Annotated in this window: 17 protein-coding genes and 1 riboswitch; of the genes, 10 read left to right on the top strand and 7 right to left on the bottom strand. The window is 75.8% G+C overall.

All coding sequences use genetic code 11. From position 1 onward, the window contains the following. Window positions 1-40: 40 nt before the first annotated feature. A riboswitch (cobalamin riboswitch) is annotated at window positions 41-114 on the bottom strand. Window positions 115-449: 335 nt separating this feature from the next. The 3 genes from H7H31_RS32400 to H7H31_RS32390 all read left to right on the top strand — a co-directional run bounded on the left by H7H31_RS32400 (window position 450) and on the right by H7H31_RS32390 (window position 4,422). Next, complete coding sequence (locus tag H7H31_RS32400; protein WP_222625509.1) at window positions 450-2,090, top strand: hypothetical protein; 1,641 nt, start codon at window positions 450-452, stop codon at window positions 2,088-2,090. A gap of 89 nt (window positions 2,091-2,179) precedes the next feature. Beyond that, a complete protein-coding gene (locus H7H31_RS32395; RefSeq protein WP_187064474.1) occupies window positions 2,180-2,806 on the top strand; it encodes a precorrin-8X methylmutase in 627 nt (208 codons plus the stop codon). Next, window positions 2,803-4,422 (top strand): precorrin-2 C(20)-methyltransferase, encoded by a 1,620-nt coding sequence (locus H7H31_RS32390; protein ID WP_187064473.1) that lies wholly within the window; start codon window positions 2,803-2,805, stop codon window positions 4,420-4,422. The genes H7H31_RS32395 and H7H31_RS32390 overlap by 4 nt, the downstream gene beginning before the upstream one ends. A gap of 114 nt (window positions 4,423-4,536) precedes the next feature. On the opposite strand, the gene H7H31_RS32385 is transcribed toward H7H31_RS32390, so the two are convergent. Continuing rightward, window positions 4,537-5,304: a cobalt-precorrin-6A reductase gene (locus H7H31_RS32385; RefSeq protein WP_187064472.1), complete on the bottom strand. Its 768-nt coding sequence runs from the start codon at window positions 5,302-5,304 to the stop codon at window positions 4,537-4,539. A gap of 407 nt (window positions 5,305-5,711) precedes the next feature. Here H7H31_RS32385 and H7H31_RS32380 point away from each other — a divergent pair, with 407 nt between their 5' ends. The 4 genes from H7H31_RS32380 to H7H31_RS32365 all read left to right on the top strand — a co-directional run bounded on the left by H7H31_RS32380 (window position 5,712) and on the right by H7H31_RS32365 (window position 10,044). Then, a complete protein-coding gene (locus H7H31_RS32380; RefSeq protein WP_187064481.1) occupies window positions 5,712-6,857 on the top strand; it encodes a cobalt-precorrin-5B (C(1))-methyltransferase in 1,146 nt (381 codons plus the stop codon). 306 nt (window positions 6,858-7,163) lie between these two features. After that, entirely contained in the window at window positions 7,164-8,294 is a 1,131-nt protein-coding gene (locus H7H31_RS32375) for an FAD-dependent oxidoreductase (RefSeq protein WP_232110195.1), read from the top strand. Between the two features lie 215 nt (window positions 8,295-8,509). Continuing rightward, window positions 8,510-9,493: a helix-turn-helix transcriptional regulator gene (locus H7H31_RS32370; protein WP_232110194.1), complete on the top strand. Its 984-nt coding sequence runs from the start codon at window positions 8,510-8,512 to the stop codon at window positions 9,491-9,493. A gap of 83 nt (window positions 9,494-9,576) precedes the next feature. Then, window positions 9,577-10,044, top strand: a complete 468-nt coding sequence (locus tag H7H31_RS32365) for a GNAT family N-acetyltransferase (protein WP_232110193.1) — start codon at window positions 9,577-9,579, stop codon at window positions 10,042-10,044. Window positions 10,045-10,133: 89 nt separating this feature from the next. Here H7H31_RS32365 and cobM read toward each other — a convergent pair whose 3' ends face one another. The 3 genes from cobM to H7H31_RS32350 form a co-directional block, all read right to left on the bottom strand. Beyond that, on the bottom strand, window positions 10,134-10,880 hold the full coding sequence (gene cobM / locus H7H31_RS32360) for a precorrin-4 C(11)-methyltransferase (RefSeq protein WP_187064470.1): 747 nt from the start codon (window positions 10,878-10,880) through the stop codon (window positions 10,134-10,136). Then, complete coding sequence (gene cbiE, locus H7H31_RS32355) at window positions 10,877-12,265, bottom strand: precorrin-6y C5,15-methyltransferase (decarboxylating) subunit CbiE (RefSeq protein ID WP_232110192.1); 1,389 nt, start codon at window positions 12,263-12,265, stop codon at window positions 10,877-10,879. Before cbiE ends, cobM begins: the two co-directional genes overlap by 4 nt. A gap of 136 nt (window positions 12,266-12,401) precedes the next feature. Then, window positions 12,402-13,235 (bottom strand): (2Fe-2S)-binding protein, encoded by an 834-nt coding sequence (locus H7H31_RS32350; RefSeq protein ID WP_187064469.1) that lies wholly within the window; start codon window positions 13,233-13,235, stop codon window positions 12,402-12,404. 247 nt (window positions 13,236-13,482) lie between these two features. Between H7H31_RS32350 and H7H31_RS32345 the strand changes: the two genes are divergently transcribed. Both H7H31_RS32345 and H7H31_RS32340 read left to right on the top strand, forming a co-directional pair. Next, the gene (locus tag H7H31_RS32345) at window positions 13,483-14,541 is read left to right on the top strand and encodes an enoyl-CoA hydratase/isomerase family protein (RefSeq protein WP_187064468.1); all 1,059 of its coding nucleotides are present in this window, start codon (window positions 13,483-13,485) and stop codon (window positions 14,539-14,541) included. Window positions 14,542-14,592: 51 nt separating this feature from the next. Continuing rightward, the gene (locus H7H31_RS32340; RefSeq protein ID WP_187064467.1) at window positions 14,593-15,315 is read left to right on the top strand and encodes a transporter substrate-binding domain-containing protein; all 723 of its coding nucleotides are present in this window, start codon (window positions 14,593-14,595) and stop codon (window positions 15,313-15,315) included. Window positions 15,316-15,367: 52 nt separating this feature from the next. Here H7H31_RS32340 and meaB read toward each other — a convergent pair whose 3' ends face one another. The 3 genes from meaB to H7H31_RS32325 are packed head-to-tail and all read right to left on the bottom strand — an operon-like array spanning window position 15,368 to window position 20,611. Beyond that, on the bottom strand, window positions 15,368-16,477 hold the full coding sequence (gene meaB / locus H7H31_RS32335; RefSeq protein WP_187064466.1) for a methylmalonyl Co-A mutase-associated GTPase MeaB: 1,110 nt from the start codon (window positions 16,475-16,477) through the stop codon (window positions 15,368-15,370). A 4-nt stretch (window positions 16,478-16,481) separates the two neighbouring features. Further along, complete coding sequence (gene scpA, locus H7H31_RS32330) at window positions 16,482-18,716, bottom strand: methylmalonyl-CoA mutase (RefSeq protein ID WP_187064465.1); 2,235 nt, start codon at window positions 18,714-18,716, stop codon at window positions 16,482-16,484. Beyond that, window positions 18,716-20,611 (bottom strand): methylmalonyl-CoA mutase family protein, encoded by a 1,896-nt coding sequence (locus H7H31_RS32325; protein WP_187064464.1) that lies wholly within the window; start codon window positions 20,609-20,611, stop codon window positions 18,716-18,718. The genes scpA and H7H31_RS32325 overlap by 1 nt, the downstream gene beginning before the upstream one ends. Window positions 20,612-20,830: 219 nt before the next feature. On the opposite strand from H7H31_RS32325, the gene H7H31_RS32320 reads away from it, so the two are divergent. Further along, window positions 20,831-21,559 carry a 4'-phosphopantetheinyl transferase family protein gene (locus H7H31_RS32320; RefSeq protein ID WP_232110401.1) on the top strand — a complete coding sequence of 243 codons (729 nt, stop codon included), beginning with the start codon at window positions 20,831-20,833 and terminating at the stop codon, window positions 21,557-21,559. The last annotated feature ends 397 nt before the right edge of the window (window positions 21,560-21,956 follow it).

Raw genomic sequence — 21,956 nt, 5'->3', positions numbered from 1 at the left:
TCCTCGGGGTCCGCGCCCCGGGCGGGTGGGAGGACGGCAGGAGTTCCTGGCTCGTCCGGCATCGCTGCCGAACTCACAGTGGCGGGACCGCGCCGGTCTCACACCGGCTTCCTCCCCTGGCGCCGTCGCTGGCGTCGGCGGACCGGGAGGCCCGCCGGGGAGCATAGTAACGACCGACCAGGGGCCGCGTCGCTGGCTCCGTTCCCGGTCAGGTGGCTGATAGCGACGCGGGGTCGCGGTGCGTGGACGGGGCTGGTATGGGGGTCGCGGAGGGCGCGCGGGGGTGGGCCGGGGCGCGGGCCGTGTGCCCGGGCGGGGGCGATGCGCCGGGCCGCCGGGCGAGGGTGTGGGGCGCGGCGCCGGGTGTGTGGGGCGGTGGCGGGTGCGGCGGCGTTCGGCCCGGGTGGGCTGACCTGGTGCGGGACGGTGCGGCCGAGGGGATCGTCGGTATGCTCGCCGCCATGCCTCTCACCCCGACAACCGCCCCAACTGGGGAGGAACCGCGCAGCCGCACGGGCGATGACGCCTGTCCCGGCGCGCTGCGGCTGCACCGGGCCGACGACGGCTTCCTGGCGCGCGTACGGCTTCCCGGCGGGTTGCTGACGGCGGACCAGGCGGAGGAACTGGCGCTGGTGGCCGAGACGTTGGGCGACGGCGCGCTCGATGTGACCTCGCGCGGCAACGTGCAGGTGCGCGGGCTCGACTCGGGGTGCGGCGCCGAGCTGGCCGAGCGGCTGCGGTCGGCGGGCCTGTTGCCCTCCGACACGCACGAGCGGGTCCGCAACGTGGCCCTGTCGCCCCTGTCGGGGCTCGACGGCGCGGGGCGGGCCGACGTGACGGCCTGGGTGCGGGAGTTGGACGGCCTGTTGTGCGGGACGCCGGCCGCGGCGGGACTTTCGGGGCGGTTCCTGTTCGCCGTCGACGACGGCCGGGGCGATGTGGCCACGCTCGGCGCCGATGTGACATTGATCGCAGAGCCGGGCGGTCGGGCCCTGCTGCGGGTGGGCACCGATCCGGCGGCCGGTCGCGCGCCCGGGGCGCCCGCGCCCGAGCGGCCGACCGGCGCGCGCGCCGACACCTCGCCCGCCGCCGCGTGCGGCGGGGCCAACCCGTCTCCGGCGCTGCGCGTACCGGCCGACGCGGCGCCGCGCGCCGCCCTGTTGACCGCGCTCGCCTTCGCCGCGGCGAGCCGGGACAGCGGCGCGAAGGCGTGGCGGGTGTGGGAGCTGCCGGCGGGACACGCGCTCACGGAGTCGCGGGTGCGCGCCGCGCTGGCGCGCGCGGGCATCGACGCCGAGGCGGTGCCCGCGCGCGACGCGACCACTGGCCGCACCGGTGTCGGTACCCCGGGGACGGCCCCGCTCGACGCGGGCCCGGCCCTCGGCCTGGTCCCGGCGCCGGGCGGCGGGCGGGCCGCGCTGAGTGTGGCCGCGCCGCTGGGCCGCCTCTCCCTCGCGCAGTGGCGGCTGCTGGTGGCCACGGCCCGCGCGGGGCGGGGCGAGATGCGTGTGACACCCTGGCGCGGCGTGGTGGTCCCGGGGCTCGCCACGGCCGACGCGCGGCACTGGTGGGGCGTGCTCGCCGAGGCCGGCCTCGTCACCGACGCCGCGTCCGCCTGGCACGGCGTCGGGGCCTGTACGGGGCGGCCCGGCTGCGCGAAGTCGCTGGCCGACGTACGAGCGGACGCGGCCGGCGCGCTGGCCGCGACCACGCCGTCGCCGACCGAGCCGACGCCCGCCGACCGGCGGCCCGAGCGGAGGTTGCCGGTGTACTGGTCGGGCTGCGAGCGCCGCTGCGGCCACCCTCGGGGCCGCTGGGTGGACGTGCTGGCCGGCGCCGACGGCTATCGGATCTCGATCGAGGGTACGGAGCGTACGGCGGCCCGCCAGGTGGCGCCCGCGCCACGGCCCGGCGGGCCGACGCCGGGCGCGGCGGAGGCGGAGCGCGCGGGGACGCCGGACGCGCCGGACCGCCCGGGCGCACCGGACCGCCCGGACGCACCGGGCCCGACGGAGGCGGCGGCTCCCGTGGGGCCGCTCCGGCTCGCGGAGTTGGCGACCACGGTGGCGGCGGCGCGACGCGTGCCGTGACCCGACGCCGCCGCCCCGGTCGCGCCGGGGCCGGGCACAGCCCGGGACATCGAAGGCCATCAGGAACATCAAGGGACAACGAGGACACTGTGTTCGACTACGAGAAGGACGGCGCGGCCATCTACCGCGCCTCCTTTGCCACCATCCGCGCCGAGGCCGCGCTGGACGCCCTGCCGCCCGACGTCAGCCAGGTCGCGGTGCGGATGATCCACGCCTGCGGCATGGTCGACCTCGTCAAGGACCTCGCGTACTCGCCGAACGTGGTGGCCGCCGCCCGGGCGGCGCTGCGCGCCGGGGCGCCCGTCCTGTGTGACGCGAACATGGTCGCCAGCGGCGTCACCCGCAAGCGGCTGCCGGCCGACAACGACGTGCTGTGCACCCTGGCCGACCCCACGGTCCCGGAGTTGGCGCGGCAGTTGGGCACCACGCGCAGCGCCGCCGCCCTGGAGCTGTGGCGCGACCGTCTTGAGGGGGCGGTGGTGGCCGTCGGCAACGCGCCGACGGCGCTGTTCCGCCTGCTGGAGATGATCGAGGAGGGCGCGCCACGGCCGGCGGCGATCATCGGCGTACCGGTCGGCTTCATCGGCGCGGCCGAGTCCAAGGAGGCGCTGGCCGGGCACCCGGCGGCGCTCGACCACCTGGTGGTGCGCGGACGGCGGGGCGGCAGCGCCATGGCCGCCGCCGCGATCAACGCGATAGCGAGCGAGGAAGAGTGAGCGAGCAGCAGGAGCGGGCGGCCGACGCGCCGGAGCACGGCACGGGCAGGCTGTACGGGGTCGGGCTCGGCCCCGGCGACCCGTCCTTGATGACGGTGCGGGCCGTCGAGGTCATCACCGGCGCCGACGTGGTCGCGTACCACAGCGCCCAGCACGGCCGCAGCATCGCGCGAGCCATCGCCGAGCGGCATCTGCGCCCGGACCACATCGAGGAGCGGCTGGTCTACCCGGTCACCACCGAGTCGACCGACCACCCCGGTGGCTACCGGGGCGCCATGGAGGACTTCTACGCCGAGGCCGCGGCCCGGCTGGCGGCGCACCTGGACGCGGGCCGCACGGTGGCGGTGCTCGCCGAGGGCGATCCGCTGTTCTACGGCTCGTACATGCACATGCACAAGCGGCTCGCGGACCGCTACCCGACGGAGGTCATCCCCGGCGTCACCTCGGTGAGCGCCGCGGCGGCCCGGACCGGCAGCCCGCTGGTGGAGGCCGAGGAGGTGCTGACGATCCTGCCGGGCACGCTGCCCGAGGAGGAGTTGGCGGCCCGCCTCGCCGGCACGGACTCCGCCGCCGTGCTCAAGCTGGGGCGCACCTTCCCCACCGTGCGGCGGGCCCTGGAGCGCTCCGGGCGGTTGGCGGAGGCGCGGTACGTGGAGCGGGCCACGATGGGAGCCGAGCGCACCGCGGCGCTGGCGGACGTGGACCCGGACTCGGTGCCGTACTTCTCGATGGCCCTGGTCCCGAGCCGGATCGGCGCCCAGCGCCCGGACCCGGCCGCCGGCGAGGCGCGGCGCGCGGCGGAGCCCGCGACGAGCGACGAGCCGACGACGGGTGACGGGCTGGCGGCGGGCGACGAGCCGGTGGCGGGCGGCGAGGTCGTGGTCGTCGGGCTCGGACCGGCCGGGCCGATGTGGCTGACGCCGGAGGCGCGCGGCGCCCTGGCGGCGGCCGACGACCTGGTCGGCTACACCACCTACCTGGACCGGGTGCCGGTGCGGCCGGGGCAGCGGCGGCACGCCTCGGACAACAAGGTGGAGGCGGTGCGGGCGGAGTTCGCCCTCGATCTCGCCCGGCGCGGGCGACGGGTGGCGGTGGTCTCCTCCGGCGACCCCGGCGTGTTCGCGATGGCGACGGCCGTCCTCGAGGCCGCGTCCGTCGCCCCGTACCGCGAGGTACCGGTGCGCGTGCTGCCGGGGATGACGGCCGCGCACGCGGCCGCCGCCCGGGCGGGCGCGCCGCTCGGGCACGACTACGCGGTGATCTCGCTGTCCGACCGGCTCAAGCCGTGGGAGGTGATCGCGGAGCGGCTGCACGCCGCGGCGGCGGCCGATCTCGTCCTCGCGCTCTACAACCCCGGCTCGCGCAGCCGCGTCTGGCAGGTGGGCAAGGCCCGCGAGCTGCTGCTCGAACACCGCGCCCCGGACACGCCGGTCGTGCTCGGCCGCGACGTGGGCGGCCCGGAGGAGAGCGTGCGCATCGTACGGCTGGCCGACCTCGACCCCGAGCAGGTGGACATGCGCACCATCCTGCTGGTCGGCTCGTCCCAGACGCGGGCGGTGCGCCGGGGAGACGGCACCGAGGTGGTGTGGACACCACGGCGCTACCCGCCGCAGTGAGCTGAGCTTGGGCGCGGGACGGTTCCGAGCGTCGCCGTAGGCAGGCTGGTGGCAGGCGGCTCGGGGCGCGGTCACCCGGCGGGTGAGCGCGCCCCGGGCCGGCGCCGCGTCGGCTCAGCCGAGGCGGGCCCGCAGCCAGCGCGCCGCCTCCGGCACGTCGTCGGCCACCGGCACCCCGGCGGGCACGGGCGGGCGGCGCACCACAACCACCGGGAGGCCGGCCTGGCGCGCGGCCGTGAGCTTGGCGGCGGTGGCCTGGCCGCCGCTGTCCTTGGTCACCAGGACGTCGATCCGGTGCCGCCGCAGCAGCTCGGCCTCACCCGCGAGGTCGAAGGGCCCACGGGCGAGCAGGACCTCCATCCGGGGCGGCGCCGGCGCGTCCGGAGCGTCCACCGAGCGGACCAGGAACCAGTGCTCGGCCAGGTGCGCGAAGGCGGCCAGCCCCATCCGCCCGGTGGTGAGGAACACGCGCTCGCCGAGGCCGCCCAGCGCCCCGGCGGCCTCGTCCAGCGAGGCCACCGGGTGCCAGCGGTCGCCGGGGCCGGGGACCCAGCCGGGGCGGCGCAGGGCGAGCAGGGGAACATGGGCGGTGGCCGCCGCCCTGGCGGCGTTGAAACTGATCGTCTCGGCGAAAGGATGAGTGGCGTCGATGAGCGCGTCCACCTGCTGCTCACGCATCCAGCGGGCCAGCCCGTCGGGTCCGCCGAACCCGCCGACGCGCACCTCTCCGGCGGGCAGCCGGGGCTCGGCGACCCGGCCGGCGAGCGAACTGGTCACGCGCGGCGGGCGCGCTCCGGCGCCGTCGCCCGTGGCGAGCGCCGCCGCGAGGAGGCGGGCCTCGGTGGTGCCGCCGAGGATCAGCACGTGGGGTGCCGCGGTCATCGTGGTGCTCCCGGTGAGGCGGTGCGGGATGGTCGCCCGCTGGACAGCCGCGGGCGCGGCCGGCTTGCGGGCCCGCCGCTGGGGCGGAGCCACCAGCGCGGCGGGTGCCGCGCCGCGCGCGGGCGCGCGCGGGGGCACCATCGGTACGGTACGCGCTGCCGCGACGCGCCCCGCCGCCTGGTCCCCGGGCCCGGACCCGCTGCCGACCGGAGCCCCGGCGGCACAGGCGAGCGGCGCGGCCCGTGGCTGACCAGCGGCAGGGCCCCGGACAGGACGACCGGAACGCGGCCGACCAGCGGCAGCGCGCGCGGGACGGCGCGAGCCCGGCGGTAGCGGAGGGCGGGCCGGCCGGCGCGGGTGGCGAGTCGGTGGCCGTGGGAGGTGAACCGGTGGCCGGAGGCGAGCCGGTGGCCGGAGGAGGTGAACCGGTGGCCGTGGGTGGCCGGCAGGCCCAGCTCCAGCACACCGGGCTGCGGCCCGGCTGGACCACGGGCGCGTGCGCCACGGCCGCGACGACGGCCGCGTACACCGCCCTGCTCGGCGGCGACTTCCCGGACCCGGTGACCATCACCCTGCCGAAGGGGCAGCGGCCGGCGTTCGCGCTCGCGGCCGAGGAGTCGGGCCCCGACTGGGCGATGGCGGCCATCGTCAAGGACGCCGGGGACGACCCGGACGTCACGCACGGCGCGCTGGTGCGCGCGCGGGTGCGGGCGCTGCCGCCCGGCTCCGGCGTGGTCTTCCGCGCCGGCCCCGGGGTCGGCACCGTCACCCGCGCCGGCCTGCCGCTGCCGGTCGGCGAGCCCGCGATCAACCCGGTGCCCCGGCAGATGATGCGCGAGCACGTCGCGGCCGTGGCGGAGCGGCTCGGCGGGAGCGGCGACGTCGAGATCGAGGTGTCCGTCGACCACGGCGAGGAGATCGCCCGGAGCACCTGGAACCCGCGCCTGGGCATCCTGGGCGGCCTGTCCATCCTGGGCACGACGGGCATCGTGGTGCCGTACTCGTGCTCCGCGTGGATCGACAGCATCCGGCGCGGGGTGGACGTGGCGCGGGCGGCCGGGCGCCGTCACGTGGCTGGCTGCACCGGCTCGACCTCCGAGAAGGTCGCCGTGGCCGAGCACGCGCTGCCGGAGGACGCGCTGCTCGACATGGGTGACTTCGCCGGCGCGGTGCTCAAGTACCTGCGCCGCCACCCGGTGGACCGGCTCACGATCGCCGGCGGCTTCGCCAAGCTGTCCAAGCTGGCGGCGGGCCACCTGGACCTGCACTCCTCGCGCTCCCAGGTGGACAAGGGCTTCCTGGCCGAACTCGCCCGCACCGGCGGTGCCGACGAGGAGTTGGCGACGGCGGTCGCGACGGCCAACACGGGCCTGGAGACGGTGCAGTTGTGCGCGGCGCGCGGGGTTCCGCTGGGCGACCTGGTGGCCGAGGCCGCGCGCGAACAGGCCCTCGGGGTGTTGCGCGGCGCGCCGGTGGCGGTGGACGTGATCTGCGTCGACCGGGCCGGCACGATCGTGGGCCGCGCCCGCCCACGCGGCCCACGCGACGACTGACGCCCCCTCAGCGGGCGGAACACCCACCGACAGCCGCCGGGCGCCTGGCGTGCGGTGGTCGGCGCCCGCTGCCCGGCGACGCCCGTATCCCGACCGGATCGCGACAGCCGCGACCAACCGACGGGCGGCCAGCCGACCACGCCCTACACGGGCAGCCGACCGCTCCGTACGCGGGCGGCAGGCAGCAGGCAGCAGGCAGAGTCCGCCAACTCCTCGCCGGCGGCGGATGGTTGTCGCCGGATCTGGACAGGGCGGCGGGGCGGTGGATCGTACGGTTCCGAAGGAAGCGATCCTCTGGAGGCGTACATGGACAGTGGGCACGGTGGCGTGCGGACGGCCCTGATCGTGGGGGCGGGTGTCGCTGGTCTGGCGGCGGCCACCGCCCTCGCGCGGGCGGGTTGGCGGGTGGAGGTCGTCGAGGCCAACCCGGCACGCGAGACGACCGGTTGGGGGTTGAGCCTGACCGGGCCGGCGCTGCGCGCGCTGGCCGAGCTTGACCTCGCCGACGCGTGTCTGGCCGAGGGCCACGGCATGAGCGTGATCACACACGTGAACGTGCGCGGCGAGCCCACGGACCGGGTCGAGCTGCCCCGACTGCTCGGCGCGCGGCGGCCGGCGATGGTCGGCATCGCGCGCCCGGCCCTGCACCGCGTCCTGTACGCGGCGGCCGAGCGGACCGGCGCGCTGGTGCGGCACGGGCTGACCGTCGCCGCGCTGGAGCAGGGGGCGGAGTCGGTCCGCGTGCGCCTGTCGGACGCCACCGAGCGGCAGGCCACCCTCGTCGTCGGAGCGGACGGGTCGCGTTCCTCGGCACGGGGACTGCTCGGCCTTCGGTCCTCGCCCGGCTACCACGGGCAGATGGTGTGGCGGGCGCTGGTCCCGCGCCCCTCGTGGGCGACCGGCATCCACCAGTTCGCCGGGACGGTCGACACGGCGGGCCTCGTCCCCCTCTCGGCCAGCCAGGCGTACGTCTTCCTGACGGAGAACGGGGTGGCCCACGACCACCTCCCGGAGGCCGAACTCGCCCCGCGCCTGGCCCGGTTGTTGGAACCCTTCCCCGGCCGGGTGCGGGAACTGGTCCCGCTGGTGGCCGCGTGCCGCGCGGTGGTACGCCGTCCGGTACGGACCCACGTCCTGCGGGGCGCCTGGAGCCGTGGCAGCGGCGTGGTCATCGGCGACGCCGCCCACGCACCCGCGCCACAGATGGCCAGCGGCGCGGCCCTGGCCATCGAGGACGGCCTCGTACTGGCCCAGGAGCTGGACCGACACGAGTTGGTCGGGGCCGGACTCGCGGCGTTCACCAGCCGACGCGCACAGCGCTGCCGAACGCTCGTGGAGACCTCGATGACCATCGCCGACCTGGAGCGGGCTCAGCGTCACGACGAGGCGTACCCGCTGGTCAACGCGTGTCACCGGCTGATGGCCGAGCCCGCGTAACCCACGGGTCGCTCGCACCCCGGGCAGACGGCCTCCCGCGTCCACCATCGGCGTTCCCGTCCCGCCTCAGCGCTCAGGAGGGTTGGAGAACCGGTGGCGGGCCGGCCCGTACGCGAGCCAGCCCCGATGACACACTGGCACCAAGGACACCTGGGCACCCGAGCACCTGGCAGCAGGCCCGGGGCGCCGAGGCGAGCGCCCCCGAGGGAAGGACGGTGAGCGGATTGCCGGCCCCGCTGCGCGGATTCCTCCTCACCCGTTCCCGGAACCCCGTCGACCTGCTGAACGCCGCCACCCGCCTGTTCGGCGGCTCCGTCACCACGTCGCCGTTGGACGGCCTGTGTGCGGGGCGGCACGAGCTGCGGGGGGTGGCCGCACACGACTTCGCCGTCGGCTACTTCGCCTCGCCGCTCACGGTGCGCGTCCGCGCGGCGGAGGGACTTAACTCCTACTTCGTCAACCTGGGCGTCTCCGGGGCCATCGCCGCGTCCCGCGACGGCCTGGACGCCACCCTGACGACCGCCACGGCCGGAGTGGTCAACCCCGGAGACACCCAGGAACTGCGCCCGGTACGGAACGCCCCCTCGCGCTTCCTGGGGCTGCGGATCGACGCGGCCCTGGTCGACCAGGCGTACGCGGCACTGACCGGCGCTCCCCCGCGGTCCACCGTCCGCTTCGACTTCGCCCTGGACCTGGCCGGGCCCAAGGGCCGGGCCGTACACCTGCTCGTCCGCTCCCTGGTGGAGCAACTGGACTCGGGCGACCCCCTGTTCCAGCGCGCCGAACTCCAACGCGGCCAGCTTCGCTGCCTCGTCACCGCCCTGCTGCTGGCCCAGCCGCACTCACACACCGACGCGTTGTACGACGGCCCGCGTCCCGGTCACCCGCGTTCCCTGCGCGCGGCCCTCGCCTTCGTCGAGATCCACCTGGCCGAGCGCATCACCCTCGCCGACATCGCCGACGCCGCCGGGTGCGCCCCGCGCACCATCAGCTCCGCCTTCCGCGACCGCCTCGGCCTGTCCCCGCTGGCCTACGTACGCGACCTGCGCCTGGACCGCGTCCGCGAGGACATCCTCACCAGCACCGACAGCGTGGGCACCATCGCCTACCGGTGGGGCATCACCCACCTCGGCCGCTTCGCCGCCGACTACCGCGCCCGCTTCCACGAACTCCCCTCCACCACCGCGGCCCGCCGGTAGCACCCCACGTCCGAGAACCCGGAGATCTGCGGCGGATGAGCGAAACAACCGTCGTCCGCGCGGATCCGCGCCACCATGAAGCCGTGAAGGACATCACCTGCCGCCCCGTCCGACCCCACGAGTTCGCCGCTGTCGCCGAGCTGCGGTGGCGGTGGGTGGAAGAGCTCTACGGACCGCCGGACGTCACGCTGGACGCGTTCGTCCCCCGGTTCGCGGCGTGGGCCCGGCAGCACACGGCCTCACACCGGTGCGTGGTGTCGGTCCGCGGGGACGTCGTCATCGGCATGGCGTGGCTGGCGATCACGCGGCGCGTGCCCCACCCGCGCGCGTTCGAGCGGCTGTCGGGCGATGTGCAGTGCGTGTACGTCGTGCCGGACGAGCGAGGCGGCGGCGTGGGCGGCGAGTTGATCGAGACGGTCCTGACCTGGGCGGGCGAACTGGGCCTGGAGCGGGTGACCGTTCACTCCAGCGACCGGGCGGTCTCCGCGTACCGCCGGCACGGGTTCGCGGTCTCCCCGCGCCTGCTCCAGGCCGAGGTGGGGGAGACCTGAGCCGCCACCGGCCCGCACCCGACAAGACGCCGCACCCCGCATCACTCGCGCCCCGCAACGCCCGCACCGCACCGCACCCGCGCAGCGGGCTACGCCGGGCGTTCGCGGTCCACGGAGTACAGGTAGCTGTCGCTGAACTGCTCCGCGCCCAGCGTGCGGCCGACCATGATGACGGCCGTGCGCGTGATGTCCGCCGCGATGGTCTGCTCGGCGATGGTCTCCAACGTGCCGCGCAGCACGAGTTCGTCGGGGCGGCTGGCCATGGCGACGACGGCGGCGGGGCAGTCGGCGCCGTAGTGCGGGAGCAACTCGGCCACCACCCGTTCCACGTGGCGGGCCGCGAGGTGGACGACGAGCAGGGCGCCGCTGCGGCCGAGGGTGGCGAGGTCCTCGCCCTCCGGCATGGGTGTGGCGCGCTGCGCGACGCGGGTGAGGATGACGGTCTGCCCGACGGTGGGCACGGTCAGTTCGCGGCCGAGGGCCGCCGCCGCCGCCGCGAACGCCGGCACGCCGGGCACCATCTCGTACGGCACGCCGGCCGCGTCCAGTCGGCGCATCTGCTCGGCGACCGCGCTGAACACCGACGGGTCGCCCGAGTGCAGCCGGGCCACGTCGTGCCCGGCGGTGTGGGCGGCGACGAGTTCGGCGGTGATCTGGTCGAGGTCGAGCCGGGCGGTGTCCACCAGGCGGGCGTCCGGCGGGCACTCGGCGAGCAGTTCGCGCGGCACCAGGCTGCCCGCGTACAGGCAGACGGCGCAGCGCGCGAGGGTGCGGGCGCCGCGCAGGGTGATCAGGTCGGCGGCGCCGGGGCCGGCACCGATGAAGTACACCGTCATCGTTCTTCTCCTCGGTCCGGTCCGGCCGCGCGGTCCGCGCCCGGGATGCCGGCGCGGCCGGCGGGGGTGGCTGTGCGGCCGGCAGGGGTGGCTGAGCGGCTGGCGGGGATGGCTGTGCGGCCGGCGGCGCGGGGGGCCTCGGCGTTCTTGGTCACGGCCCACTGGGTGACCGGCATGGCCTGGCGCCAGCCGGTGAAGCCGCCGACGGCGACGGCGCGCGCGACGGTGAGGCGCACGAGTTCGCCGCCGTGGCGCCGGTACCAGTCGGCCAGCAGCGCCTCCGACTCCAGCGTCACCGTGTTGGCCACCAGCCGGCCGCCGCCCGGCAGCGCGGCCCAGCAGGTCTCCAGGAGGTCGGGGGTGGTCAGCCCGCCGCCGATGAACACGGCGTCGGGCGTGGGCAGTTCGGTCAGCGCGTCGGGCGCCTTGCCGGTGATCACGCGCAGCGACGGCACGCCGAGGGCCGCCGCGTTGCGCTCGATGCGCGTCGAGCGCACCGGGTCGCGTTCGACGGTCAGGGCCCGGCAGGCGCGGTGCGCGCGCAGCCACTCGATGGCGATGGAGCCCGAGCCGCCGCCGATGTCCCACAGCAGTTCGCCGGGGGCCGGGGCGAGCGCGGCGAGCGTCGCGGCGCGTACCCGGCGCTTGGTGAGCTGGCCGTCGTGTTCGTACGCGTCGTCCGGCAGCCCGGGCACGGTGGCCAGCCGGGGCGCGTCGGGGGTGGCGCGGCACTCGACGGCGATCACGTTGAGGGCGTCGCCCGGGGGGTGCGGCCAGTCGTCGGCCGTGCCGGCGAGCTGGCGCTCGCGCTCGCCGCCAAGTTGTTCGAGTACGCGCAGGGTGCTCGGTCCGAAGCCCCGCTCACGCAGCAGGGCCGCGACCTCGGCCGGGGTGTGGGCGCCGGCGCTCAGGACGAGGAGCCGCCGCCGGTCGAAGAGCCAGCGGTGCAACGTGGCCAGCGGCCGTCCGACGAGGCTGACCACGTCCGCGTCCTCCTGCGGCCAGCCGAGCCGCGCGCACGCGTACGCCACGGAGGAGGGGTGGGGCAGCACGCGCAGCCGCTCGGCCCCCAACTCCTCGCTCAGCGCCCGGCCGATGCCGTAGCAGAACGGGTCTCCGCTGGCGAGGACGGCGACGCGGTGCCCGGCGTGCGCGGCGAGCAGGCCGGCGACCGCGGGGCGCAGCGGGGACGGCCAGGGGACCCGGCGCCCGGGGCAGTCGGCGGGGACAAGGTCGAGCTGGCGGGCCCCGCCGATCAGGACCTGGGCCTCGCGCAGGGCCTCGCGTGCGGTGGCCGTGAGCCCGCCCCACCCGTCGGCGCCGATGCCCACGACCGTCACTGGCCCGGCGTCGTCGGGGCGTGCGTCGGGTGGGTCGGCGTTCACGGGAGGTACCTCGGCGGTCGGGGATGGCAGCAGCCGCACTCTACTGACCTGCTGCGATCGGCCCGCGACCGGGCCGCCGCGCAGTGACCCCGGCCCCGGCACCGCCGGGTCCCGGGGCTCGCGGGCCGGCCGTGGGTCAGCGTCCGGGCACGCGGGGCAGGACGCAGTCGCCGCACAGGCCGCCGCCCGGCACCCGGTAGTAGAGGCAGCAGGTGCCGCGCCGGAACGTCGGGCGGGGGCCCGGGCTCCAGTGGCCGGTGGAGCGCAGCGGTTCGGTGGCGAACAGGTCGCGGGCCAGCGTCCGCGCGCGGACCGTGGCCGCCTCGCGGTCCTCGGTCGTGATGCCGTCGCCCGGCTGCGCCGGCGCGTGCAGCCAGCCGTGGAGTACGCCCAGGGCGCCGGCCAGCGCCGAGCCGGCGTTCCCCCACAGCAGGGCGCCCGAGAGTCCGGAGGCCGCCGCGGCCACCCGATGCAGCGGGGCCAGGTGCTGGTCGATGACCTCGGCCCGCACCCGTTCGGCCAGGTCCGCGGCTGGCACGGGGTCGACGGGGTCCGGCGGCGCGTCGGCGTCGGGCAGCCACAGCTCGCGCGGGGCGCCGTGCTCGGGGTGCCACCACAGGCGCCTCGGCTCCAGGTCGGGAGCCTGGCCGGTCAGCGCGGCGCGGCCCACCGCCAGCGACCACAGCCGCCCGGCCAGCCCCTGGAAGCTGAGCGAGGCCGCCACCCGGAGTTCGTCGGTGCCAAGCCGCCGCGCGACCGTGGTGTAGCGGTGGCGCAACGCGGGCGGGGCGGCCTCCAGGCGGTCGGCTGCCGGTGGGCCCGCGGCGTACACCTCGGCGAGCGGCACGTAGCCCTCGGCCCGAGGGCCGGCCGGGCCCGGTGGGTCGGTGCGGACGGCGAAGAACGGCCCGATCCGGGCGACCGTGTGCAGCGCCTGGGTGGGCGACGCTGGCCTGGCGGGCTCGGGCATCGGTGTCGGCCGTCCTCTCCGCATCTGGCCGGGGCCCGCGGTCGGGGCGCCCGACGCCTGGGCGCGGACCAGGCTAGCCGTTCCGTCCACGGGCGTCGCGGCCCGGCCATCGCGACGGGACCGACGGAGGCGGGGGGAGTGTCCGGGCGGCGTGGCCCGGTTGAGAGGATCGCACCAGCAGCGCGCCAGGCCCAGCCATCGAGACCACGCGACGCGCCGTCGCGAGCGACCCGACCGGAGCGAACCGATGAACCACTCCCCCGCCGCCGAAGACGTCCTGACCCGCGTGCGCGGCAGGTCCGCCACGCTGACCCTCAACCGCCCCAAGGCCCTCAACTCCCTCAGCCACGCCATGGTGCGCGCCCTCGACGCCGCGCTGACCGCGTGGGAGCACGACGACGCGGTGCGCACGGTGGTCATCGAGGGGGCCGGCGAGCGCGGCCTGTGCGCGGGCGGCGACATCCGGGCCATCTACGAGGACGCCCGCGCCGGCGGCACCGCCTCCCGCGCGTTCTGGCGCGACGAGTACGTGCTCAACGCCCACATCGCCCGCTACCCCAAGCCGTACGTGGCGCTCATGGACGGCATCGTGATGGGCGGCGGCGTCGGGGTCTCCGCGCACGGCGGGGTGCGCGTGGTGACCGAGCGTTCGACGGTCGCGATGCCGGAGGTCGGCATCGGCTTCGTGCCCGACGTGGGCGGCACGCACCTGTTGGCCTCCGCGCCCGGCGAGTTGGGCACGCACCTGGCGCTGACCACGGACCGGATGGCGGCGGGTGGCGCCATCGCGTGCGGCTTCGCGGACCACTTCGTACCGGCCGAGCGACTGGACGCGTTCAAGGCCGCGTTGGAGACCGACACGCCGGCGGAGGCGGTGGATCGGTTCGCCGCGCCGACGCCGGCCAGCGAGTGGGACGAGCACCGCGAGTGGATCGACGCGTGCTACGCCGCCGACTCCGTCGAGGAGATCTTGACCCGGCTGCGCGACTGCGGCGTGCCGGCGGCCAAGGAGGCGGCGGAGCGCGTCGCGGGCAAGTCGCCCACCGCGCTGAAGGTGACCCTGAGCGCGCTGCGCCGGGCCCGGCGACTCGGCGCCCTGGAGCCGGTCCTGGACCAGGAGTACCGGGTCTCCTGCGCCGCGCTGACCACGCCGGACCTGGTGGAGGGCGTGCGCGCGCAGGTGGTCGACAAGGACCGCCGGCCCCGCTGGAGTCCGGCCCACCTCGCGGAGGTGAGCCCGGCCGACGTGGAGCGGTTCTTCGCGGACCTGGGACCGGAGGAGTTGGGCCTGGCGGCCCGCCCGTGACCGACGGTTCCGCGCGGCGACGGGCGAGGCGGGCGGCCTAGACTCCGGGCCATGACGAACGCGATCACCGACATAGCGCGGGACCTCGCCCCGCTCGGCACCCTGCGGGCCTCCATCAACCTGGGCAACCCGGTCCTGGCCCAGGGCACGCCGACGGCTCCGGCCGGCATCACGGTGGACCTCGCGCGCGAGGTCGGCGCGCGGCTGGGCGTCCCGGTCGCGTTCCGCTGCTTCGACGCGGCACGCGAGTCGTACGAGGCGATGGCGACGGGCGAGGCGGACCTGTGCTTCTTGGCCGTCGAGCCCGCCCGGGAGGCGGACGTCGCCTTCACCGCCCCGTACGCGCTCATCGAGGGCGTGTACGCCGTGCCCCACGGCGCACCGTTCGTCACCGCCGCCGACGTGGACCGGGCGGGCGTGCGCATCGGCGTCAAGCGCGGGTCCGCGTACGACCTGTTCCTCTCCCGCACCCTGCGCCACGCCAGCGTGGTGCGCGGCGACGAGGGTGTGACGGCCTTCCGCGCCGAGGGCCTTGAGGTCGCGGCCGGCATCCGGGAGCCGCTGACGGAGTACGTCGCGGCGCAGCCGGACCTGCGCCTGCTCACGGAGCCGTTCATGCACATCCGGCAGGCCGTGGGCACCACCAGGGACCGCGAGCCGGCGACGGTCGACTTCCTGCGCGACCTCGTGGAGGAGTTGAAGGCGAGCGGCTTCGTCGCCGACGCGCTGCGCCGCTCGCGGCAGTCCCCCACGCTGGTCGCCCCGGCCGGCTAGGCCCGGCCCCGGCCGGCCGGGCGCGCGGGGCGCCCGGCCGGCACGGGCCGCCTCAGATGCGGGGCGCGCCCCCGTTGAGCGACGCGCCGGACTCCTCGCCGGTGGTCGGCGAGGCGAACGCGGCCAGGACGCGTTCGGCCGCCAGGGAGGCCGTGAGCGTGCCCTCCCGGACCTGGCGTTCGACCTCGGGTCCCACCCGGCGTACCGCGGGGTGCTCGCGGAGCTGGGTCAGGAGTTGGTCCCTGACCATCGACCAGACCCACTCCACCTGCTGGTCGCGCCGCTTGGCCTCGAGCGCGCCGGTCGCGTCCAGGACCTTGCGGTGTGCCTCGACGCGCTCCCACAGCGCGTCGAGGCCCGTGCCCTCGCGGGCGCTACAGGTCAGCACCGGGGGGTTCCACACCTCGTCCGGGTGCGGCGGCGCGTCGCCGCCGCCGCGCGTGCCCGCGGGCCCGGCGGCGGGAGCCGATGACGGGGCCGCCTGCGGGCGCAGCAACCGTAGGGCGCCGGCCAGTTCGCGGGCCGCGGAGCGGGCGTCACGCTCGTGCGGGCCGTCGGCCTTGTTGACCGCCACCAGGTCGGCCAGCTCCACGACGCCCTTCTTGATGCCCTGGAGCTGGTCACCGGTGCGGGCCAGGGTGAGCAGCAGGAAGGTGTCCACCATGCCGGCCACCGCCGTCTCGGACTGGCCCACGCCCACGGTCTCCACCAGCACCACGTCGTACCCCGCGGCCTCCATCAGCACGATGGTCTCCCGGGTCGCCCTGGCGACGCCGCCCAGGGTGCCCGAGGTGGGTGAGGGGCGGACGAAGGCGGCCGGGTCCACGGCCAGGCGCTCCATCCGGGTCTTGTCGCCCAGGATGGAGCCGCCCGTGCGGCTGGAGGACGGGTCGACGGCGAGCACCGCGACCCGGTGGCCGCGCTCGGTGAGCAGGGTGCCGAGCGCGTCGATGAAGGTGGACTTGCCGACGCCCGGCACGCCGCTGACGCCCACGCGGCGGGCGCCCCCCGCGTACGGCAGCAGTTCGATCAGCAACTGCTGGGCGAGCGCCCGGTGGTCGGGCCTGGTGGACTCCACGAGGGTGATGGCGCGGGCGATGTGCGCCCGCGAGCCCTCGCGGATACCGCGTACGTACTGGTCGATGTCGATCTTGGGTGGCATGGGCTCACAGCTCGTGGCCGAGCGCCGCGCCCAGCGACGTGACCAGGTCGTAGGCGGCGTCGGGGATCACCGTGCCGGGTGGGAAGACGGCTGCCGCGCCCATCTCGCGCAGGGTCTCGACGTCCTGCGGCGGGATGACGCCGCCCACCACGATGGTGATGTCCTCCCGCCCCGCCTCGGCCAGTTGCTCGCGCAGCGCGGGCACCAGCGTGAGGTGGCCGGCGGCCAGCGAGGAGACGCCGACGATGTGCACGTCGGCCTCCACCGCCTGCCGGGCGACCTCGGCGGGGGTCTGGAACAGCGGGCCGACGTCCACGTCGAAGCCGAGGTCGGCGAAGGCGGTGGCGATCACCTTCTGGCCCCGGTCGTGCCCGTCCTGGCCCATCTTGGCGACCAGGATGCGCGGGCGCCGGCCCTCGGCCTCCTCGAAGGCGCGGACCAGCGCCCGGGTGCGCTCCACGCCTGATGACGTTCCTGCCTCGTCTCGGTACACACCGGAGATCGTACGGATCTGGCCGGAGTGCCGCCCGTACACCTGCTCCAGGGCGTCCGAGATCTCGCCGACGGTGGCCTTGGCCCGGGCCGCGTTCACGGCCAGGGCCAGCAGGTTGCCCTCCAGGCCGCCGCCGCGCTGGGCGCCGTCCCGAGCGGCGCCGGTCAGCGCCCGCAGCGCGTCCTGGCACGCCTGCTCGTCCCGCTCCTCGCGCAACCGGCGCAGCTTGTCGATCTGCTGGGCCCGCACGGCGGAGTTGTCGACCTTGAGGACGTCGATCTGCTCGTCGCTGTCCACCCGGTACTTGTTGATGCCGATCACCGGCTGCCGGCCCGAGTCGATACGGGCCTGGGTGCGCGCGGCGGCCTCCTCGACGCGCAGCTTGGGGATGCCCGCGTCGATGGCCTTGGCCATGCCGCCGGCGGCCTCGACCTCCTCGATGTGCTGCCAGGCGCGGCGCGCGAGGTCGTGGGTGAGGCGCTCCACGTACGCGCTGCCGCCCCACGGGTCGATGGCCCGGGTGGTGCCCGACTCCTGCTGGAGCAGGAGTTGGGTGTTGCGGGCGATGCGGGCGGAGAAGTCGGTGGGCAGCGCCAGCGCCTCGTCGAGCGCGTTGGTGTGCAGCGACTGGGTGTGGCCCTGGGTTGCGGCCATGGCCTCGACGCAGGTGCGGGCGACGTTGTTGAACACGTCCTGCGCGGTCAGCGACCAGCCCGAGGTCTGCGAATGAGTGCGCAGGGAGAGGGACTTGGCGTTCTGCGGGTCGAACTGCTTGACCAGCTTGGCCCACAGCAGGCGGGCCGCGCGCAGCTTGGCGATCTCCATGAAGAAGTTCATGCCGATGGCCCAGAAGAAAGAGAGGCGCGGCGCGAAGGCGTCCACGTCCATGCCCGCGTCCAGCCCGGCCCGCAGGTACTCCACACCGTCGGCGAGGGTGTACGCCAGCTCCAGGTCGGCGGTGGCTCCGGCCTCCTGGATGTGGTAGCCGGAGATGGAGATGGAGTTGTAGCGCGGCATCTTCTGCGAGGTGTACGCGAAGATGTCGGAGATGATCCGCATGGAGGGTTGCGGCGGGTAGATGTAGGTGTTGCGGACCATGAACTCCTTCAGAATGTCGTTCTGAATGGTTCCGGCCAGCTTCTCGGGCGCGACGCCCTGTTCCTCGGCCGCGACGATGTACAGCGCGAGCACGGGCAGCACCGCGCCGTTCATCGTCATCGACACGCTCATCTTGTCCAGCGGGATGCCGTCGAAGAGCTGCCGCATGTCGTAGATCGAGTCGATGGCCACGCCCGCCATGCCGACGTCGCCGGTCACCCGCGGGTGGTCGCTGTCGTAGCCGCGGTGGGTGGGCAGGTCGAAGGCGACCGACAGGCCCTTCTGCCCCGCGGCGAGGTTGCGCCGGTAGAAGGCGTTGGACTCCTCGGCGGTGGAGAAGCCCGCGTACTGGCGCACCGTCCACGGCTGGTTGACGTACATCGTCGGGTACGGGCCGCGCAGGTAGGGCGCGATGCCCGGGTAGGTGTTCAGGAAGTCGACGCCGGCCAGGTCCTCGGCGCCGTAGAGCGGCTTGACGCCGATGCCCTCGGGCGTCTCCCAGACCAGCGCGTCCTGGTCCTTGCCGGTGCTCTCGCGGAGCGCGGCGCGCCAGTCGTCGGCGGTGGGGCCGGGACTCCCGCCCTCCTCGGCCAGTTCGACGTCCGCGAAGTTCGGGATCTGACCCGTCGCTGCTGCTTCGCCTCGCATCACGCAATCCCCATGGTGTTCAGGGCCGAGGTCAGCACCTCGACCGCGTCGCAGCCCGCGAAGACGAACTCGTCCACCCCGGCCCGCTCGTAGTCTTCCCGCCGCTCGCCGGGGCGGCCCGCCAGATAGACCCGGGTGGCTCCCGCGGCCTTGAGCCGAGTGGCGGCGTCCGCGGCCTGCTCGGCGTAGAGCTGGTCGGTCGAGCACAGGCAGGCGATCCGCGCGCCGCTGGCGGCGAACGCCTCGGCCGCCGCCAGCGGGTCGGTGCCGGCCTGTTCCCGCACGGCCTCGATGCCGCCGGCCTGGAAGAGGTTGGCGGCGAAGGTGGCGCGGGCGGTGTACGCGGCGGCCGGGCCGAGCGTCGCGAGGAAGACCTTCGGCCGCTCCCCCGCCGTCGCCCGGTGGGCGTCGCCGCGGGCCCGGAGCCGCTCGTACGCCTCGTCGCGGCGCACCCGGGGCAGGCCGCCCTCCGGCGTCGCCACGGCCGGGGCCGGCTCGCGCTCGATGGGGCGCTCGTCCAGCAGCGGGAACTCGCTAACGCCGGTGATCGGCTCCTTGCGTCGGGCGAGGTCCTTCGAGCGGCGCTGCCAGGTGGCGGCGAGCCGGTCGGGGATCAGGCCGGAGGTGAGCCCGTCGGCCATGCCGCCGGCGGCCTCGATCTCCTGGAAGAAGGCCCAGGCGGCCTCGGCGACCTCGGCGGTCAGCCGCTCCACGTACCAGGAGCCGCCGGCCGGGTCGATGACGCGGGCCAGGTGCGACTCCTCGATGAGGATGGAGGAGGTGTTGCGGGCGACGCGGCGGGCGAAGCCGTCAGACAGGCCCAGCTCGCTGTCGAAGGGCAGCACGGTCACGGCGTCGGCGCCGCCGACGCCGGCGCCCAGGGTGGCGACGGTGGTGCGCAGCATGTTCACCCACGGGTCGCGCCGGGTCATCATCACCGGCGAGGTCACCGCGTGCTGCCGCTGGGCGGCGCTGCCGCCTGCCGCGCCGCAGACCTGCGCGACCCTGGCCCACAGGCGGCGGGCGGCGCGCAGCTTGGCGATGGTCAGGAACTGGTCGGCGGTGGCCGCGTAGCGGAACTCCAGTTGCGCCAGGGCCGCGTCGACGGGCAGTCCGGCCGAGGTCAGTTCGCGCAGGTAGCCGACGCCGGCGGCGAGCGAGCAGCCGAGTTCCTCGGCGGTCGAGCCGCCGGCCTCGTGGTAGGGCAGCGCGTCCACGCTCAGCGCCCGTACGCCCGGGTAGTCGCGGCTGGCCCGGCGGGCCAGTTCGGTGGCGGCGGCCAGATGCCCGTCCAGGGCCTCGGCGCGGCCGGTGCGGGCCAGGACGCCGTACGGGTCGGCGCCGAGGACGGCGAGCGCGGCGTGCCGGGGCACCTCGCGCTGGTCGTAGAGGGCGAGCAGGGCCGAGCCCGCGGCGGCGAAGTCGGCGCCCGCGTCGAGGGCGACGGTCGCCAGGTCGAGGTAGACCCCGTCCAGGGCCCGGGGCAGCGCGTCGGTGGGCAGTCCCCCGTCGCCGACCGCCAACCACAGCGAGGACACCCCGTTCTCCAGGTCGGCGAGGACCGCCTCCCGGGTGCGCTCGGGGTCGGGGTGCGCGTGGCGTTGGCGTACGTCCCAGCCGGCGACCGCCGCTCCCTCGGGCCGCCCGCCGCGCACGAAGGGAGGGAAGCCGGGGTAGCCGACGGCGGACGCGTCGGGGGCGTCGTCAGCGGTGTAGAGGGGGCGGGCGAAGATGCCGTCTTGGAGCGGGGTTCTGAGCGCCTCCTCGGCCGCGACGCCGGTGGCGTCGGACGCACCGGACTTGCGCAGCACGTGGCCAACTAGCTGTTGCCACTGCTCTCGGGATGCGTCCGGGAACTCGGCTGCCAAGGGGAGCCCGTCGGGCAGGACCGTCATGCGACGGAGACTAGGGGAGGTTTGTGAACGACAGGAGTAGGGCACACTGTGATCTTGCCCTCGTTCCCCCCTGGTAAGCGCGACAGATCGCTAAGGTACGGACAGAATGACCTGCAAGGCGCTTACGCACAACGGGGGTTGGCCATGGGACGGGACGCGGACGAGGCCACGGTGAAGGATTTGACAAACGAGGCGGCACCCGCCTCTTCGGCTTCGGTCATATCGACCGCGCTGGTCCCCCGCGTCGTCTCCTGGGCCGAGGCCGTCCGCACCGACGCCGAGCCCGACGCGCTCTTCCCCGAGGAGGCCGCGCTGCTCGAACGCGCGGTACTCAAGCGGCGCCGCGAGTTCACCACGGTACGCGCCTGCGCGCGGCGCGCGATGGCCGGCCTCGACCTCCCGCCCACCCCGGTCCTGCCGGGCAAGCGCGGCGAGCCCAACTGGCCCGACGGCGTGGTGGGCAGCATGACCCACTGCGACGGGTACCGCGCCGCGGCCCTGGCGCCGAACACGGCGGCCCGCTCGATCGGCATCGACGCGGAACCGCACGCCCCGCTGCCCGACGGCGTGCTCGGCATCGTGTCGCTGGAGGCCGAGCGGGAGCGCGGCCAGCGGATCGCCGACGGCGCCTGGGGGCCCGGCGGCCCGGTGCACTGGGACCGGCTCCTGTTCAGCGCCAAGGAGAGCGTCTTCAAGGCGTGGTACCCACTGGCCCGGCGTGAACTCGACTTCTCCGACGCCGAGTTGACCTTCACGCCGGAGGCCGCGGTGGCCGGCGACGCCGAGGGCCCCGCCCACCAGGGCACCTTCCGGGCCCGCCTGCTCCCGTCGGCGGACATCCCCGACGGGTTCCCCCTCACCGGGTTCGACGGCCGCTGGGTGATCCACGACGGCTTCGTCGTCACGGCGATCGTGGTGCCGCCCGCGGCGGCGCCGGCCGCCCGCTAGCGGCCCCCGGCGGGGCGGCCCCAGCCCACACGCCGTTCCGCCGCCGACAGACCCGCCCCTCCCCGCCCCGGTCGCGTCACCACCCGTGCGGCGCAGCCGGGGCTCTCGCATGCGCTGCGCCGCCCGTACGGTCCGCGTGGCGCCGCGCATCAGGCCACCCGCCGTACGCCGGGTGACCCGGCGGGGGCGGCGGGGTGACGCATGGGTGGGCGTGCGGAGGGTGCGCCCGGTGTTCCCGCTCTCGACGCGCTTCAGTGCGCCGCCTTGGCGTGGGGCGTGGGAGCGCGCTCATGGGATAAGGCGTGGGACCCACAGACAGTGGAGGCGAGGCAGCAGATGCGAGCGATTACCGCTCGTAGGTTTGCAGGTGCTGCCAGAGGTCGCTTATTGTCCCGCA

This window comes from Streptomyces buecherae (genome assembly GCF_014295035.1).
Classification (GTDB): Bacteria; Actinomycetota; Actinomycetes; order Streptomycetales; family Streptomycetaceae; genus Streptomyces; species Streptomyces youssoufiensis.
The sequence above is the reverse complement of the archived record's forward strand: the minus strand, read 5'-3'. Positions and strand labels throughout refer to the sequence as shown.

Excerpts from the sequence above, each read along its gene's own strand:
- H7H31_RS32385 (WP_187064472.1), bottom strand. The coding sequence starts at position 5,304 with ATGACCGCGGCACCCCACGTGCTGATCCTCGGCGGCACCACCGAGGCC.
- H7H31_RS32400 (WP_222625509.1), top strand. The coding sequence starts at position 450 with ATGCTCGCCGCCATGCCTCTCACCCCGACAACCGCCCCAACTGGGGAG.
- cobM (WP_187064470.1), bottom strand. The coding sequence starts at position 10,880 with ATGACGGTGTACTTCATCGGTGCCGGCCCCGGCGCCGCCGACCTGATC.
- meaB (WP_187064466.1), bottom strand. The coding sequence starts at position 16,477 with ATGCCACCCAAGATCGACATCGACCAGTACGTACGCGGTATCCGCGAG.
- H7H31_RS32340 (WP_187064467.1), top strand. The coding sequence starts at position 14,593 with ATGACGAACGCGATCACCGACATAGCGCGGGACCTCGCCCCGCTCGGC.
- H7H31_RS32345 (WP_187064468.1), top strand. The coding sequence starts at position 13,483 with ATGAACCACTCCCCCGCCGCCGAAGACGTCCTGACCCGCGTGCGCGGC.
- H7H31_RS32375 (WP_232110195.1), top strand. The coding sequence starts at position 7,164 with ATGGACAGTGGGCACGGTGGCGTGCGGACGGCCCTGATCGTGGGGGCG.
- H7H31_RS32350 (WP_187064469.1), bottom strand. The coding sequence starts at position 13,235 with ATGCCCGAGCCCGCCAGGCCAGCGTCGCCCACCCAGGCGCTGCACACG.
- scpA (WP_187064465.1), bottom strand. The coding sequence starts at position 18,716 with ATGCGAGGCGAAGCAGCAGCGACGGGTCAGATCCCGAACTTCGCGGAC.
- H7H31_RS32325 (WP_187064464.1), bottom strand. The coding sequence starts at position 20,611 with ATGACGGTCCTGCCCGACGGGCTCCCCTTGGCAGCCGAGTTCCCGGAC.